The organism is Mesorhizobium alhagi CCNWXJ12-2 (assembly GCF_000236565.1).
Taxonomy (GTDB): domain Bacteria; phylum Pseudomonadota; class Alphaproteobacteria; order Rhizobiales; family Rhizobiaceae; genus Allomesorhizobium; species Allomesorhizobium alhagi.
Window position 1 is genome coordinate 1 of the sequence record NZ_AHAM01000336.1, and the last position, 16227, is coordinate 16227.

Sequence of the window (16227 nt, forward strand, 5' to 3'; positions counted from 1 at the left end):
AGGTGCTCGTCAGCCTCGGCGATAGTTTCCATGACGGCGAAGGCTCGTCGCGCATGCCCGACCGGATGCGGCTCGACCTTTCCGCGTTGATGATCGGTCGTGACTGGTTCTGGGTCGCCGGCAACCACGATCCGTGTCCGCCGGCCGGCTTGCCTGGTGATACGGTCGAGGCGCTGGCGGTCGGTGCGCTCACCTTCCGCCACGAGCCTTCGGCAAAATCTCCCCCGGGCGAGATCGCCGGCCATCTGCATCCCTGCGCGCGCATCGTCCAGCGCGGCCGATCCGTGCGCCGCCGCTGCTTCGCAACCGATGGCGAGCGCATCGTCATGCCGGCCTTCGGCGAGTACACCGGGTCGCTCAATGTACTAGACCGCGCTTATGCCGGGCTGTTCCGCGCCGACGGGCTGATCGCCTACATGATCGGCGCCAGCAAGGTGTTCGCCATTTCGGGCGCGATGCTCAGGCCGGGGTGAGAACTGCCATAGCTTCCTTTTTGACTTCGGAACATCTGAGGCGACCGACAGTTGGCGCAGTTCTCGTCATTCCGGGGCCGCGGAGCGGAACCCGGAATCCAGAACATCGCTGCGATCCAGTTATCCGACACCCTGGGCAACCCGTTTTTCTTACATATTCACACTCTGGATTCCGGGTTCCGCTGCGCGGCCCCGGAATGGCGAGCGTTATGCCATTTGCCTTCGGCGATCTTGGCGTAGCGGCCGAGGGAGGGCGCCAGCGCCCCCCGTCAATCCCTGCGGAAGATGAGGCGGCCGAGCCAGCCGGTCAGCATTGCGAGGCCAACGGCGACGAAGCCGTAGAAGGTGCCGTGATTGACGGACAGGCGGAAGAGCATCTGCTCGAAGCCCGACTTCTGGATCGCGAGCTGTGCCGAGGTCTCCTTCACGAACACGCCGTTGCGGAACAGGAAGCCGCGCGCCTTGTGCGTGCCGACGGGAACGTTGGGTGCGAGCGACACCGTGGCGCGGAACAGGTTCGCCGACAGGAACTGCACGCCGCCGACGCGTTCGTTGAACAGGCCGGTCGCTTTCTTGCGTTCGCGCAGCGCCGCCTCGAATTGCTGGATTGTCACCGGATTTCCATCGGGATCCGCAGGCTGGATGTGAAGATATTCGGCGCCGAGAGCCAGCTGCCGATAGTTGGTCGGGCCAGTGATGTCCTGCAGCGGGCGGGTCGTTGCCACCGAATACGACTGCGGCACGTTGAGGAACGTTTCCGACTGAAGGTTGACCCAGACGCCGAGCACGCGGTCCTTGCGCCTGACCACGATGGGCCGCGCCGGCCCCTCCAAGACGACGATGACGTCGTAGCGGCCCTGCCGGTTGATCAGCGGATCGGCATTCTCGACGGAGCCGAAAATGGTCAGGTCGGCGCCTGAAAAGTCCGCGGTGATCTCGATGCGGTCGGTCGACAGGCCGATCTGGATGCTTTCCGGGCTCCGAACCTGCGCCAGCGCGGCCACCGGCAGGCTGCAGAGTGCCGCCAGCGTCGCGGCGAGGGCTTTCTTCCTGCCCGTCATGGCACGGTCAGCCCGGTGAGCGAATAGAGGCTGGGCGGCGTCAGGAACAGGCCGAAGGCGAGGCGGACTGCTACCACCAGCACCAGCAATCCCAGAAGCGCGCGCAACTGCTCGCCGCGCAGCTTCTGCCCGGCCTTCGCGCCATATTGCGCGCCGGCGACGCCGCCCAGCATGAGCACGAACGCCAGGACGATGTCGACTGTCTGGTTGGTTGTTGCATGGATGATGGTGCTGAAAGCGGCGACGAAAATGATCTGGAACAGCGAAGTGCCGACCACGACGTTTGTCGGCACCTTGAGGAGATAGATCAAAGCCGGCACCATGATGAAGCCGCCGCCCACGCCCATGATCGCCGAAAGGAAGCCGATGCCGGCGCCCAGCGCCAGAACCGGGATGACGCTGACGAAGAGCTTCGAGGCGCGAAACCGCATCTTGAGCGGCAGCCGGTGGATCCAGTTGTGCTGGCCAGGCTTCTTCAGCGTCGGAGCCGCACCCCCTTTGGCGCGCCGGATGGCGTTGATGCTCTCGACCAGCATCAGCCCGCCGACCAGGCCGAGGAAGACGACGTAGAGCAGGGAAATGAACAGGTCGAGCTGGCCGAGGACGCGCAGCAGCGTGAACGCATAGATTCCGATCGTGGACCCGACGATGCCGCCGGCCAGAAGCACCGTGCCAAGCTTGAAATCTAGTGTTCCGCGCTTGAAGTGCGCCAGCGCGCCGGAGAAGGACGAAGCGATGACCTGGTTAGCGCCGGTGGCGACCGCGATGGCCGGAGGAATGTTGTAGAAGATCAGGAGCGGAGTGATCAGGAAGCCGCCGCCAACTCCGAACATGCCCGACAGGAAGCCCACCGCCGCGCCCATCGCAAGCAGTACCAACGCGTTAACAGACATTTCAGCGATCGGGAGATAGATGCCCACCCGTCAAACTCGATTGTATGTGCCTGTCGGCGAAGACCGTCCCTTGTCCTCGGGTTACATGGCCCTTGCGCCGACAATGCGGCGAAATCAAACTTCACCGCATCGTCGAAATAAAACCATGTCAACGGGTTATCATCGAATCCGTAACCAAAGCGTTCCGGCAGCGACGCCCGGTGTGATCATTTGCGCGCAATCAACGCGCGAACCAGCTTTTCGTCGATCTCGCCGGTTTGCACCATTTCGTTGTCTTTCTGGAAAGCGATGATGGCGTTCTTGGTCTTCTCTCCCATAACGCCGTCGGCGCCGCCGGCGTCATATCCGTTCTTGTTCAGGATGGACTGGATGTTCTGCACGGCCTTCTTCATGTCGATACCGGCGGTGGTATCGGTGCTTTCCTGCCAGGATTCGGGTATGTCGACCAGGTTGGCCTGCGGATCGAGCGGCTTGGCCTTCCACAGTTCGGCCGCGGCGCGGGCGCGTTCAAGCTGCTCCGGGCGCAGCGCGTTGGCGATCTCGTCGCGCTTGGCGGCGGCGTCGCGGTCGCCCGCCTTGGCGACCAGCGCGAACCATTTGTAGGATTCCTCCAGGTTCTGCGTCGTGCCGACGCCCTTGGCCGCGAGGATGCCGAGGTTGAACTGGCTGTCCTTGACGCCGAGTTCGGCGGCGTCGGTGAACCAGCGCGCCGCCGATTCATTGTCGGCCGTGCCGTCCGCGCCCATGGCGAACAGCACCGCCAGATTGTGCATGGCGCTGGCGTTGCCCTGTGCCGCCGCGAGCTGGTACCAGGTCTTCGACTTCTGCACGTCGCGTTCGACGCCGACGCCTTTCTCATAAAGGTTGCCGATGCGGTACTGCCCCGGGGCGAAGCCGAGTTCGGCGGATTTCTCGTACCATTTCGCCGCCTCTTTCATGTCGGCGGTCACGCCGCGGCCGTCGGCATAGCGCGAAGCAATTTCGAACAGCGCCTTGGCGTCGCCGGCATCCGCTGCCTCGCGAAGCGCCACTGGCCCGGCCTCGACCGGCACGGTGATCGCAGGCGTTGTGGCTGAGGGGGAGGCGCTTGCCGTCGACACAAGGTTCATCTGCGGCTGCGGTTGGGTAGTGGAAGCAGTCGCGGAAATTTCGTCCGCTGGCGCCGGCTCGGCAGGTGGCGTCGCTTCGGCGTGCGTAGCCGGTTCGTCCGGCAAAGTCTCGGCAACCTGGGTGTCTTCCCAGGCCTGGCGGGTGTCGGACGGCATTTCCTCGTCGACCTCGCCTACCGTGTCCTGTTCGTCCGGCGCGACGCCTTCCAGTTCGGCCTCCGGTGCGGTTTCTTCCAGCCCTGCCTGCGGCTCGGCGTCGTCCTGCGCTGACTCCGAGGTGGAGGCTGTCTCGGCCTGCTGTTTGGCGACGAGCGGGACAGTCGAAATTTCCGCCACTTCGCTGCCGTCGGCCAGGAACGCCTTGCCGAGTTGAAGGCCGGCCAGCGCGATGATGATGCCGGCACTGGCCATCAGGATGGTCTTGCGCCGCTTCTTCAAGAGGTCGCCGATCCTGAGCGCCCGCACCGGCCCGCCGACATTGGCATTGCGCTTCAGCACCTCGGCTTTCGCCGCCGCTGCTTGGGCCGCGCGGCGTGCGGCTGCGATGAAATCGGATTTGGCCGCGTCTGGCTCGCCCGGCTTGGCCGGCTGGCCGCGCTCGTCGCGCACGCGCTTCATGATCGCGTTGAGGTCAGGGGCGCCGGAGCCGGGCTCCAGCGGGCGGTTGGCGAATTTGGGGTCGAGCGGTTCGTCGAGATCGACGCTGGGGGCTTCGCTCGTGGCAGCGGCCGGGGCCGAACTCGCTAGCGGTTGCGTTTCCCTGTCCTTGCGGCCGGTCAGCGCGCGCGCAATGCCGCCAAGCATGGAACGCCTGCCGGAAGGCTCGCTTTCCGCGATGGTATCGGAACCGAGGGCGGCCTCCGCAGCCGCCGCGGCAGCTTCGGCGGGCGTGCGCTGGCCGCGTCCTGCGGGAGCAACGTCCTCCGTCAAATGAAGTGGCATCGCGTCTTCGAAATCGAGAGACGGCGCATCCTGCAGCGACAACTGGCGCTGCGGCGCCGGCTTGGGAGCGGCCGGTGCGTCGTCAGAGCTTTCAAGTGAGCCGAGGCGGTCGACGATCTTGATCAGCGTGTCGTGGATGGCTTCGAAAGTCTTGGTGTTGCGTTCGTCGGAGCGGCGCGTCAGCGCCTCCAGCGCTTTCAGGTCCTGGGCGAGACCGGTGACGGCGGCCGTGTGCGTCTGCGAGCCGTCGAGCGAGCGCACTGCATTCTCGGCGGCTTGGCGCGCAGCTTCGAGGATCGATTCGCGGCTGCCGGCGATCGACTTCTCGATATCGTCGAGGCGCGGCCCGATGTCCTCGAATTCCGGTAGGGGCGTTCCAGGCCGGGTGAGGTGGTTTGAAAGCCCAGCCACCTGCGCTTCCAGACTGCGGATAAGTTCCGGATCGATGCCGGCGAACTGCGCCGATGAGGAATCGAGCCGGCTCGAAATGCTCTCCAGCCGTGCCTCCAGCCCGCGTATGGCGTCGCTGCCGGGCTCGCCGGCTCCGCCCGAGGCAATCTTGTCGGCCAGCGCGGCAAAACGCGTATCGATCGCGTTCATGATCGCAGCATTGTCGAAGGTTGCGTCCGGCGCCCTCTGGTCGAGCCGGTCGGCAACTTCGTCGAGGCGGCGTTCGAGGTCGCGAAACAGCATGTTGCCCTGTTCCAGCGCGTCGCCCTGGCGGCGCTCGATCATGCTGGACAACAGGTCGAAGCGCTGCTCAATGCCTTGGAAAATATGGTCGGCGTCCGGCGGGACGCGGTCGATCTTGTCTGCGATTATCGCGATCTGCTTGGCCAGCCGCTCCACCCCTTGTGCGGGCACGTTGGCGTGAGCGGCGAGTTCGTCGACGCGCTGCGACAGGAAGTTGATGCGCTCGATGACTTCGCCTGCCGGGCGGTCCTCGGCGACTTCATCGATCTGCCGCGCCAGCGCGGAGATCCGTGCTTCGATACGCTCGAAGGGCTCGGGATCAAAGTTGGGCATCTGCGCGGCCGCGGTCGAAGCCACGATGGCGCGCGAGATCTCGTCGAGCCGTTCCTCGATCAGGGCGGACGTCTCGGACCCACCATGTTCCTGCTGGCGGGCGAAATGGTCGACGGCGCCTGCCAGCGTGCGCACTTTCTCCTCGAGCGAGCGCAGCGACAGCGATTCGGGGAGGTTGTTGACGGCGTCGCTGATCTGCTCGAGCCGCGCGGTCAGCGCCGCCAGACCCGGTTCCCCGGCCCTGTGGCGCGCGTCGGCGCGGTCCTCGAAGTCGCTCCAGCGGCGGTCGAATTCGTCCCAGCGGCGGTCGACCGAAAGCACGGTCTCCTCGCGCGCCAGCGTGTCGAGCGCGGCCTTCACCTGCTCCAGTTCCAGCCGCAGCATGTTGATGCTCTTGTCGTCGCTGCGTTCCGACAGCGTCTGGATCGCAGTCGAGATGCGCTCGAACTCGCGGCCGAGTTCGTCGCCCACTCGCGTTGCGGCACCGGACGAATAGGCCCGCTCGATGTCCTTTCGCAGGATCTCGAATTCACGGCGAATGCCGGAGGTCACCTGCAGGCGCAGATCCTCGCGCAGCGCCTTCAACTCGCCGGCGATCTTGCCGGCCGCGGCGATCCCATCCTCCTGCCCACGCAGGCGGTCCATGTCGCGCGCGATCGACTGATAGGGCTGCTCGCCGCGCATGCGTGGCGAGTAGGGGAGATCGGTATCGTCGCGCGTCTGACGGCTCGTGCGATCCAGTTCGCGGCCGAGGCCATAATCCTCGGAGCGTTCGGGCGAGCGGCCCAGCCGCTGCTCAAGCGTTTCCAGCGAGCGGTTGAGCTGCTCGAGCGTGGTGTGCGGCCTGCGCTGTCTTCCGGCATTCAGTGTGTCGAGATATGACCGCTTGCTGTTCATCGAACGCCCATCTGCCAGTTTCTCCGGCCGCCCCGGCCGGGTTCGAAATCCGTGCCGGGTGCGACCGCGGCGAAGCCGCGGAAGACGAAACGTGGCCCTGGGCCGCGCTCCGGAAACCGTGAAGAACCAGATACAAAATAGCCACGGAAGACCGACACGCGCACAATTCGCCCAACGTGGTAAACAAGCCGTTAACCAAGCTTAAGATCGGGCAAGGATTACTTAAATGAATGACGCATTCGTCGCGGCGGTGCGACACTCTATCAGCGAAGACAAGGCTTGCGTCGCCTAGACCACCCGATTATATCATTTACGTAAACGTAAAAGTGCGGGAACCCGCTCAGCTTACGCACCCATTAGTTGAAACCATAGCTGGAAGCCAACGCCCCGAATGCTTCCGACCGGCGTAAAGCGGCCCGACCGCAGCGCCCACGAACGGGGAAAGCAAAATGACGATGAAGCCAATGAAAGCCGGCGACAATGCTGGCGCCACAGATAACATGTTCGTCGATTCTGGCGAAGCCGGGGACGGCTTTCTCAGGATCGGCGAGATGGCCAAGAAATTCGGCGTGACGCTGCGCACGCTTCGCTTCTACGAAGACAAGGGGCTGCTGCATCCCCATCGCGACGGCAGCACGCGTCTTTATACCCGCCGCGACAAGGCTCGGCTGAAGCTGATCCTTCTCGGCCGCAAGGTCGGCTTTTCGCTGCGCGATGTGAAGCAGATGATGGACCTCTACGATCCGTCCGGCACAAACACGAAGCAGCTTCGCCTGGCGCTCGACAAATCCGAGAAGCAGCTCGCCCGCCTGCAGAAGCAGAGGGACGTAATCGAGGACGCTATCAACGAGCTGAGCAACTCGATGACTCTGGTGCGCAAGATGCTCGCGGAGCGATCCACGCAGACGAACAGCGCCGCCTGAGCTTCCGGGCGAGCACTCAACAGTTTTTGCAGACGAGAAGGCGCGGGAATTCCCGCGCCTTCTCGTCTCGTGCAGGCATCGAACCGCACAATCCGCTTCGCATTCAGCGCGGCTGCAAGTACGATTCCGTGCACGACAACAATTGACGTTTACGCAAACGTCAACTATTGCTATGACCGTTCGATCGAGGCCGCCAGCGCCCGGCAGGCGCTTTTCATGGCCGTCAGAAATCGCGTGCTGGAGGAAAAGAGATGCCGACATATAAAGCGCCGGTTCAGGAAACGCTGTTCGTGCTGAACGAAGTGCTGGGCTACGAGCGCTACAGCAATCTCCCCGGTTTTTCCGACGCCACCCCCGATGTGCTCGAAGCAATTCTCGCCGAGGGCGCCAAGCTTGCCGAAAACGTCATCCTGCCGACAAACCGCGTGGGCGATATCGAAGGCTGCGTCCGCCACGAGGACGGCTCCGTCACCACGCCCAAGGGCTTCAAGGAAGCTTTCGACCAGTATCGCGAAGGCGGCTGGATGGGTTTGGCGGCGCCGACGGAATATGGCGGCCAGGGCCTGCCTTACACCGTCCATTCGGCGGTCGGCGAATATCTCTCTTCCGCCAACATGGCGCTGATGATGTATCCCGGCCTCACCCAGGGCGCGATAGCGGCGATCCTCGTCCACGGCTCGGACGAGCAGAAGCAGGCATTCCTGCCGAAGATGGTCGAAGGTCTCTGGACCGGCACTATGAACCTGACGGAGCCGCATTGCGGCACCGATCTGGGTCTGCTGCGCACCAAGGCAGTCCCCAATGGCGACGGCAGCTACAGGATTTCCGGCCAGAAGATATTCATCTCCGCCGGCGAGCACGACATGGCCGAGAACATCGTCCATCTGGTGCTGGCCCGTATCGAGGGCGCGCCGGAAGGCGTCAAGGGCATCTCGCTGTTCATCGTACCCAAGTTCAGGTTGAAGGACGGCGGGTTGGGCGATCGCAACGGCGTGTCCTGCGGTTCGATCGAAGAGAAGATGGGCATCCACGGCAATTCGACCTGCGTCCTGAATTATGACGAGGCCGAGGGCCATCTGCTCGGCGAGCCGAATGGCGGCCTGAAGGCGATGTTCACGATGATGAACGAGGCACGCCTGTCGGTCGGCATGCAGGGATTGTGCATCTCGGAGATCGCCTACCAGAACGCTGTCGCCTATGCCCGCGACCGCATCCAGGGCCGCTCCCTGACCGGCCCCAAGGCGCCGGACAAGAAGGCCGATCCGATCATCGTGCACCCCGACATCCGCCGCAATCTGATGACGATGAAGGCATTCAATGAGGCCGGCCGCGCGCTGATCCTGTGGACCGCGATCAAGTCGGATGTCGCGCACCGTTCCGGCGACGAGAAGGAGCGCCAGGCGGCCGACGACCATATGGGTCTGATGACGCCGATCATAAAAGGCGTACTGACCGACAAGGGTTTCGACCATGCCGTGATGGCGCAGCAAGTCTTCGGCGGGCATGGCTACATCGAAGAGCACGGCATGAGCCAGTTCGTGCGCGATGCCCGTATCGCCATGATCTACGAGGGCGCCAACGGCATCCAGGCGCTCGATTTGGTCGGCCGCAAGCTGGCGCAGAATGGCGGCCGCGCGGTGCAGGCCTTCTTCAAGGAAGTCGGCGAGTTCTGCGAGGAAAACCGCGCCGACGAAAAGATGGCGCCGTTCACCAAGCAGCTCAAGAAGGGTCTGAACGACCTGCAGGCCGCGACCATGTGGCTGATGCAGAACGGCATGCAGAACCCCGACAATGCGGGCGCCGCCTCTACCGACTACCTGCATCTCTTCGGCCTGGTCTCTCTCGGCTATATGTGGGCGCAGATGGTCAAGGTCGCGCAGGGCAAGCTCGCCGGCGGCGCCGACGGCAATGCATCATTCTACGAAAACAAGCTGGTCACCGGCCGCTATTTCATGGAACGTGTGATGCCGGAAACGTCGGCGCATCTCGCCCGCATTTCGAGCGGCGCGGGATCGATGATGGCGCTGCCGGCGGAAGCGTTCTGATCCGGCTGCGCGACGGGAGAAGCAACAGCGATGACCAACCCCGCCGAGATCCTGGCTTTGCCAAAACCCGCCTGGGCCCGCGACGATGTCGCCATGCTCTACGACATGGCGACGCGCTTCCTGTCGGAAGAAATCGCGCCGCGCTACGAGGAATTCGAGAAAGCCGAAACCTTCGACCGCGAAAGCTGGACCAAGGCCGGCGGAGCGGGCCTGCTCTGTGCCTCGATGCCCGAGGAATATGGCGGCTCGGGCGGCACCTTCGCGCATGAGAGCGCGATCATCGAGGCGATCAGCCATGTCGGCGTCGACGGTTTCGGCATCGGCCTGCACAATTCGATCGTCGCGCCGTACATCCTCCACTACGGCTCGGAGGAGCAGAAAAAGAAGTGGCTGCCGAAAATGGCGACCGGCGAGCTGATAGGCGCCATCGCCATGACCGAGCCAGGAGCGGGCTCCGACCTGCAGGGGGTGAAAACTTCGGCCAAGCGCGACGGCAACCAGTATTCGATCAATGGGTCAAAAACCTTCATCACCAACGGCCAGCTCGCCAACCTCATCATCGTCGTCACCAAGACTGACCCGTCCAAGGGCGCCAAGGGCACCTCTCTTATCGTTGTCGAAACCGATGAGGTGGAGGGTTTCGAGCGCGGCCGCAACCTCGACAAGATCGGCCTGAAGTCCAACGACACGTCGGAGCTGTTCTTCAACGATGTGCGTGTGCCGACCTCCAACCTGCTCGGCCACGAGGAAGGGCAGGGCTTCGTCCAGTTGATGCAGCAATTACCGCAGGAGCGGCTGCAGATCGGCACCACTGCGATCGCGGCCGTCGAGCGCGCGCTGGCCTTGACCATCGACTACGTCAAGGAACGCAAGGCTTTCGGCAAGGCGATCCTCGATTTCCAGAACACCCAGTTCAAGCTTGCCGAGCTGAAGACCGAGGCCACCATCGGCCGCGTCTTCTACAACAATTGCGTCGAACGTCACATCGATGGCGGGCTCGATCCTGTAACGGCTTCGATGGCCAAATACTGGCTCACCGACCTGCAGGGCAAAGTCATGGACGAATGCCTTCAACTCTTCGGCGGCTATGGCTACATGAATGAATACCCGATCGCCCGCATGTTCCGCGACGCGCGCGTCCAGCGCATCTATGGCGGCACCAACGAGATCATGAAACTGCTGATCGCGCGCTCGCTTTAGCAGCGGTCCGCATTCGAGGAGAAGAAAGATGGCCGAAGCCTATGTCTATGATGCCGTGCGCACGCCGCGCGGCCGCGGCAAGAAAGACGGTTCGCTGCACGAGGTTCCGGCCGTGCGCTTGGGCGCAAAGGTCCTAGAGGCGCTGCGTGACCGCAACGGGCTCGACACCGGCAATGTCGACGACATCATTTTCGGCTGCGTCGACCCGGTCGGCGAGGCCGGCTCAGTGATCCCGCGGGCATCGGCCTTCGAAGCTGGTTACGACATCAAGGCGCCCGGCATGCAGATTTCGCGCTTCTGCGCTTCCGGGCTGGACGCCATCAATTTCGGCGCTTCCAAGATCGCGGGCGGGTCGGACGACATCGTCATCGCCGGCGGCGTGGAGTCGATGTCGCGCGTCGGTATGGGCATGTCCGGTGGTGCCTGGTTCATGGATCCCTCAATCGGCTTGCCGAGTTATTTCGTGCCGCAGGGCGTGTCGGCCGACCTGATCGCCACCAAATACGGCTTTTCGCGCGACGATGTCGACGCTTACGCCGTCGAGAGCCAGAAGCGCGCGGCGAAGGCTTGGGAGAAGGGGTATTTCAAGAATTCAGTCGTGCCGGTGAAGGACCAGAACGGCCTGACCATCCTCGACCGCGACGAGCACATGCGGCCTACGACCGACATGCAATCGCTGGCCTCTCTTAACCCGTCCTTCACCATGCCGGGCGAGATGGGCGGCTTCGGCGCGGTCGCCGTGCAGCGCTATCCCGAGATCGAGGAGGTCAACTACGTCCATCACGCCGGCAATTCCTCCGGCATCGTCGATGGCGCGGCGGCCGTCCTGCTCGGCTCGAAGAAGGCCGGAAAGACCATGGGCATGAAGCCGCGCGCCCGCATCCGCGCGCTGGCCAATATCGGCTCGGAGCCGGCGATCATGCTGACCGGCCCGGTCGACGTGACCGAAAAGCTCCTGAAGCGCGCCAAGATGAAGCTGTCGGACATCGACCTGTTCGAACTCAACGAAGCCTTCGCCTCGGTGGTGCTGCGCTACATGCAGGCGTTCGATATTCCGCACGACAAGATCAACGTCAACGGCGGCGCCATCGCCATGGGCCATCCGCTCGGCGCGACCGGCGCGATGATCTTCGGCACGGTGCTCGACGAACTGGAGCGCCGCGACCTGAACACCGCGCTGGTGACGCTCTGCATCGGCGCCGGCATGGGCACCGCGACCATCATCGAACGCGTCTGACCGGGAGAAAAGAAATGGCTTACAAGAATTTCACGGTCGAGACGGACGCCGACGGCATCGCGCTGGCCACCTGGAACATGCCGGACAAGTCGATGAATGTCTTCACCGAGGAGGTGATGGACGAACTCAACAAGATCATCGACCAGGTCGCCTCCGACGCCGCCATCAAGGGTGCTGTGATCACCTCCGGCAAGGAAAGTTTTTCGGGCGGCGCGGACCTGACCATGCTGAAGCGCATGCTGGCGCTGTTCCACGAGGAAGAGGCGAAGGACCACGACCGGGCGGTGAAAATGCTGTTCGACGGGGCCGGCCGCATGAGCGGACTGTTCCGCAAACTCGAAACCTCCGGAAAACCATGGGTGTCGGCGATCAACGGCACCTGCATGGGCGGCGCGTTCGAACTGTCGCTCGCCTGCCACGGCCGGGTCGCTGCGGATTCGGACAAGGTGACGATGGCGCTGCCCGAAGTGAAGGTCGGCATCTTTCCGGGCGCCGGCGGCACCCAGCGCGTCCCCCGCCTGGCGCAGCCGCAGGAAGCGCTGCAGATGCTGACCTCGGGCCAGACGCTGACGCCGAAAAAGGCCAAGGCGATGGGCCTGATCCACGAGATCGCCGAGCCAGCGAAGCTGGTCGAAACCGCCAAGGCGATGATCAAAAACGGCCTGAAGCCGATCCAGCCCTGGGACGAAAAGGGCTTCAAGCTGCCGGGCGGCCCGGTCTATTCGGCCGCGGGCGCCAATCTCTGGCCGCCGGCGATCGCCATCCTGCGCCGCGAGACCTACGGCAACTATCCCGCCGCGACCGCCATCCTGAAATGCGTCTATGAAGGCCTGCTGGTGCCGTTCGACACGGGGTTGAGGATCGAGCAGCGCTACTTTACCGAGATCATGCAGACCACCGAAGCGGCGATGATGATCCGCTCGCTGTTCGTTTCGCTGCAGGAACTGAACAAGGGCGCGCGCCGCCCGGAAGGCGTTCCCGCCACCAAATTCAAGAAGATCGGCGTGCTCGGCGCGGGCTTTATGGGCGCAGGCGTTGCCTATGTGACCGCCAGGGCCGGCATTCCGGTCGTGCTGCTCGACCGCGACATGGAATCCGCCGAGAAGGGCAAGGCGCATTCGGACACTCTGATTTCCGAGCAGGTCAAGAAAGGCCGCGCCACACCGGAAGACAAGGACAAGCTGCTGTCGCTGATCACGCCGACTGCGGACTACGCCGCGCTTGAAGGCTGCGATCTGGTCATCGAGGCGGTGTTCGAGGATTCCGAGGTGAAGAAAGCCGCGACCGAGAAGGCCGAGGCAGTGCTCAAATCATCGGCGATCTTCGCTTCCAACACCTCGACCATCCCGATAACCGGGCTGGCGAAGAATTCTGCCCGGCCGAAGAATTTCATCGGCATCCACTTCTTCTCACCGGTCGACAGGATGATGCTGGTTGAGATCATTCTGGGCAAGAAGACGGGAGACAAGGCGCTGGCTACCGCCATCGACTATGTGCGCGCCATCAAGAAGACGCCGATCGTCGTCAACGACACGCGCGGCTTCTACGTCAATCGCTGCGTGCTGCGCTACATGTCGGAATCCTACCGGATGCTGATCGAGGGCGTGCCCGCGCCGATGATCGAGAATGCGGCGAAGATGGCTGGCATGCCGGTCGGCCCGCTGGCGCTGACCGATGAGACGGCGATCGACCTCGCACAGAAGATCATGAAGCAGACCATCCGCGACCTCGGCGAGAAGGCGGTCGATCCCGAGCAGATGAAGCTCATCGACACCATGGTCGACACACATGGCCGCCACGGCCGCAAGAACGGCAAGGGTTTTTACGATTATCCGGCCAAACCCGCCAAGAAGAAGCTGTGGCCGGGCCTGAAGGACCTCTATCCGCAGCTCGCTCCGGAAAAAGTCGATGTCGAGGAACTGAAGCAGCGCTTCCTCGTCACCATCGCGCTGGAGGCGGCACGCGTCATGGAGGAGGGCATCGTCACCGACCCGCGCGAGGCCGATGTCGGGTCGATCCTGGCCTTCGGTTTTGCGCCCTATACCGGGGGCGCGCTGTCCTACATCGACGGCATTGGCGCTAAGAACTTCGTCAAACTGGCGAAAGGCCTGCAGAAGAAATTCGGCGTGCAGTTCAAGGCGCCGAAGCTGCTTCTCGACATGGCCGACAAGGGCGAGACGTTCTACGAACGCTTCGATCCCTACAAGAAGGACGAGGTGCGGAAAGCGGCCTGACCGGACGCTCCCGCATGTACGTCTGGGCACGCTTTGCTCGAATGGCCGCGACCGTGAAAAGCCGCGGCCCCTATAAGCCCGGCGGGACAAGCCGCCTGGCTTTCCGCTGCCTGCCGACCGACATCGACTTCAACATCCATCTGAACAATGCCCGCTACCTCATGCTGGCAGATCTCGGCCGCATGGACATCTTTCTGCGCTCAGGCCTATTGAAGCTGATGCGGGAGAGAAAATGGGCGCCGATGATGGGTGGCGTCCAGTCGGTGTTCGTCCGCGAGATCAGGCTGTGGCGGCGCTTCGACGTGGTCTCCTCGATCGAGACTTGGGACGGCACGCAGGTTATCGGCCGTCACCAGTTCATTCTCGACAATGGCGAGACCGCCGCGCTGGTTATGACCACGGCGGGCGTTTATGACGTTGCGAACCGCCGCTTCGTAGAGATCGATGAGGTCATCGGAGCGCTGGGCTTCGAGACGAAGCCGCGCCAGCCGAGCGAAGCCGAACGGATATTCATGGCCTCCCATGCCGGGCTCCGGGCGCTGGCCAAGGGCGGGTGACAGCAAAGCTCTTTCGGGGGAGGCCTGACCGCGCTATGTTGCGGTCCGAGGTGATATGATGACCAAGCTTGAGCGCGCCATCCAGGAGGCCGAGCAACTCCCGAGCGAAATGCGGGAGCAGCTTGGCGAAAAGCTTCTTCACTACATCCACAAATATCTCGCATTGCGGGACGACTTGGATGTCGGGCTTCGCGAACTCGACGCAGGCGAAGGGCGCGACGGAAAGGATGTCTTTGCGGCCCTGAAGTCGAGATATGACGCTTAGACTCGTTATCGCTCCGGCCGCGGAGCGTGACCTCGCGGATATTCTGGAATTCATATCGCAAGACAATGTTTCGGCTGCCCGCAAGACTGTTCTACGAATTGAGTGGGCGATCGGCCGGTTGCTGGAGCGCCCTTTTCTCGGCCCGGCGGTCGTCAGGCCCAAGCGGATCGGCCTCCGCAAAATGACCGTTTCGCCTTACATTGTTTCTACCGATTGGCGGATGACCAATTGCAGGTCGTTCGGTTACTTCATTCGTCCCGCGATCTTGATGAGGAATTGCCGGTCGATTGAACTAGTGTCGACCCAACTCGGCTGGACAACCCTTCCCACCCGCGTTAAAACCAAAAGGTATTTTTTCCTGTCTGGCACGGAGAACGCCATGCTCTCGCATGAGCGCGTTTGGGCCGCGATCGACGCACTTGCCGCGCGCTATTCGCTATCGGCTTCCGGGCTTGCAAAGCGGGCAGGGCTCGATTCGACGGCTTTCAACAAATCGAAGCGGCTTTCGGCCGACGGCCGGCCGCGCTGGCCGTCGACGGAATCACTTGCCAAGATAATCGAGGCGACGAACTCCTCGCTCGACGAGTTTCTCGCTTTGATCGACGGCAAGCCTGGCCCCAAGGACAAGCCCCTGCCGGTGCAGGCGTCGTCCGTGCCGTTGCTCGGCTTCGCCCAGGCCGGCGCCGGCGGCTTTTTCGACGATGCCGGCTTTCCGGTCGGGCAGGGTTTCGATCTGATCGAACTGCCTTCCAGGGCCGGCGACAATTCCTACGCGCTGAAAGTGCAGGGCGATTCCATGCTGCCGCTCTACCGCGATGGCGACGTGCTGATCGTCGAGCCGGGAGCGAGGGTCGCCAAGGGCGACCGCGTCGTGGTCAAGACCGGCAGCGGCGAGGTGATGGCCAAGGTCCTGGCGCGCCAGAGCGCGAAGGAGATCGAGCTTCAGTCGATCAATCCCGATCATCCAGATCGCGTCGTCGCGGCAAAAGATGTCGAATGGCTGGCCCGCATCGTCTGGGCGAGCCAGTAGCCGCGCCGATGCGTGCCGGCATTGCAGCGGGCGCATTCCTTGCACTCATCGGCTTGGGTTTTGCCATCATGGCCGGCGGGCAAACGCTGATCCCGGACGAAACGTCGCCTGAGGCCACCGTACCGCCAGATGGACCGGAGACCGCGGCGGTTCCAAAAATTGATCCGCCGCGCCCATCCATCCGGTCGCGCACCGCTGACGGGAAGGCGGTGCCCGAAGAGTTCGAACGCGTGTCTCCACGCGCGCCGCTCGGCGAAATTGGCCTCGCGCTGCCGCCTAAGCCGGTCATGCCCGACGATTGGAAGGGAACCATCCTCCATCGCCCGGTCGCGCCG

At 63.3% G+C, this 16227-nt stretch carries 12 protein-coding genes and 2 pseudogenes; 11 read left to right on the forward strand and 3 right to left on the reverse strand.

Annotated features, from left to right (window positions below; genetic code table 11):
- A partial coding sequence (locus MAXJ12_RS33420) for a metallophosphoesterase (RefSeq protein ID WP_040589581.1) occupies positions 1–473 on the forward strand: 473 nt, incomplete at its 5' end.
- Positions 474–742: 269 nt separating this feature from the next.
- On the opposite strand, the gene MAXJ12_RS33425 is transcribed toward MAXJ12_RS33420, so the two are convergent.
- The 3 genes from MAXJ12_RS33425 to MAXJ12_RS33435 all read right to left on the reverse strand — a co-directional run bounded on the left by MAXJ12_RS33425 (position 743) and on the right by MAXJ12_RS33435 (position 6401).
- Positions 743–1534 carry a TIGR02186 family protein gene (locus tag MAXJ12_RS33425; RefSeq protein ID WP_008840670.1) on the reverse strand — a complete coding sequence of 264 codons (792 nt, stop codon included), beginning with the start codon at positions 1532–1534 and terminating at the stop codon, positions 743–745.
- Positions 1531–2454, reverse strand: a complete 924-nt coding sequence (locus MAXJ12_RS33430) for a sulfite exporter TauE/SafE family protein (RefSeq protein ID WP_008840671.1) — start codon at positions 2452–2454, stop codon at positions 1531–1533. The genes MAXJ12_RS33425 and MAXJ12_RS33430 overlap by 4 nt, the downstream gene beginning before the upstream one ends.
- Positions 2455–2633: 179 nt before the next feature.
- Positions 2634–6401 (reverse strand): peptidoglycan-binding protein, encoded by a 3768-nt coding sequence (locus tag MAXJ12_RS33435; protein ID WP_008840672.1) that lies wholly within the window; start codon positions 6399–6401, stop codon positions 2634–2636.
- Positions 6402–6850: 449 nt separating this feature from the next.
- On the opposite strand from MAXJ12_RS33435, the gene MAXJ12_RS33440 reads away from it, so the two are divergent.
- From MAXJ12_RS33440 to MAXJ12_RS33475, 10 genes and pseudogenes are all read left to right on the forward strand, one after another.
- A complete protein-coding gene (locus tag MAXJ12_RS33440) occupies positions 6851–7324 on the forward strand; it encodes a MerR family transcriptional regulator (protein ID WP_008840673.1) in 474 nt (157 codons plus the stop codon).
- A gap of 251 nt (positions 7325–7575) precedes the next feature.
- Positions 7576–9369 (forward strand): acyl-CoA dehydrogenase C-terminal domain-containing protein, encoded by a 1794-nt coding sequence (locus MAXJ12_RS33445; protein ID WP_008840674.1) that lies wholly within the window; start codon positions 7576–7578, stop codon positions 9367–9369.
- Between the two features lie 30 nt (positions 9370–9399).
- Positions 9400–10569: an acyl-CoA dehydrogenase family protein gene (locus MAXJ12_RS34850; RefSeq protein WP_008840675.1), complete on the forward strand. Its 1170-nt coding sequence runs from the start codon at positions 9400–9402 to the stop codon at positions 10567–10569.
- Positions 10570–10597: 28 nt separating this feature from the next.
- Entirely contained in the window at positions 10598–11806 is a 1209-nt protein-coding gene (locus MAXJ12_RS33450) for an acetyl-CoA C-acetyltransferase (protein WP_008840676.1), read from the forward strand.
- Between the two features lie 14 nt (positions 11807–11820).
- Entirely contained in the window at positions 11821–14040 is a 2220-nt protein-coding gene (locus tag MAXJ12_RS33455; RefSeq protein ID WP_008840677.1) for a 3-hydroxyacyl-CoA dehydrogenase NAD-binding domain-containing protein, read from the forward strand.
- Positions 14041–14054: 14 nt separating this feature from the next.
- Positions 14055–14597: a thioesterase family protein gene (locus MAXJ12_RS33460; RefSeq protein ID WP_040589587.1), complete on the forward strand. Its 543-nt coding sequence runs from the start codon at positions 14055–14057 to the stop codon at positions 14595–14597.
- Between the two features lie 55 nt (positions 14598–14652).
- Positions 14653–14862 (forward strand): hypothetical protein, encoded by a 210-nt coding sequence (locus MAXJ12_RS33465; protein WP_008840679.1) that lies wholly within the window; start codon positions 14653–14655, stop codon positions 14860–14862.
- Positions 14852–15055 (forward strand): annotated as a pseudogene (locus tag MAXJ12_RS40330) (type II toxin-antitoxin system RelE/ParE family toxin); the annotation flags it as partial. The gene MAXJ12_RS33465 and the pseudogene MAXJ12_RS40330, both read left to right, overlap by 11 nt.
- 186 nt (positions 15056–15241) lie before the next feature.
- On the forward strand, positions 15242–15892 hold the full coding sequence (locus tag MAXJ12_RS39515) for a S24 family peptidase (RefSeq protein ID WP_040589602.1): 651 nt from the start codon (positions 15242–15244) through the stop codon (positions 15890–15892).
- 53 nt (positions 15893–15945) lie between these two features.
- A pseudogene (locus MAXJ12_RS33475) lies at positions 15946–16227 on the forward strand (thermonuclease family protein); the annotation flags it as partial.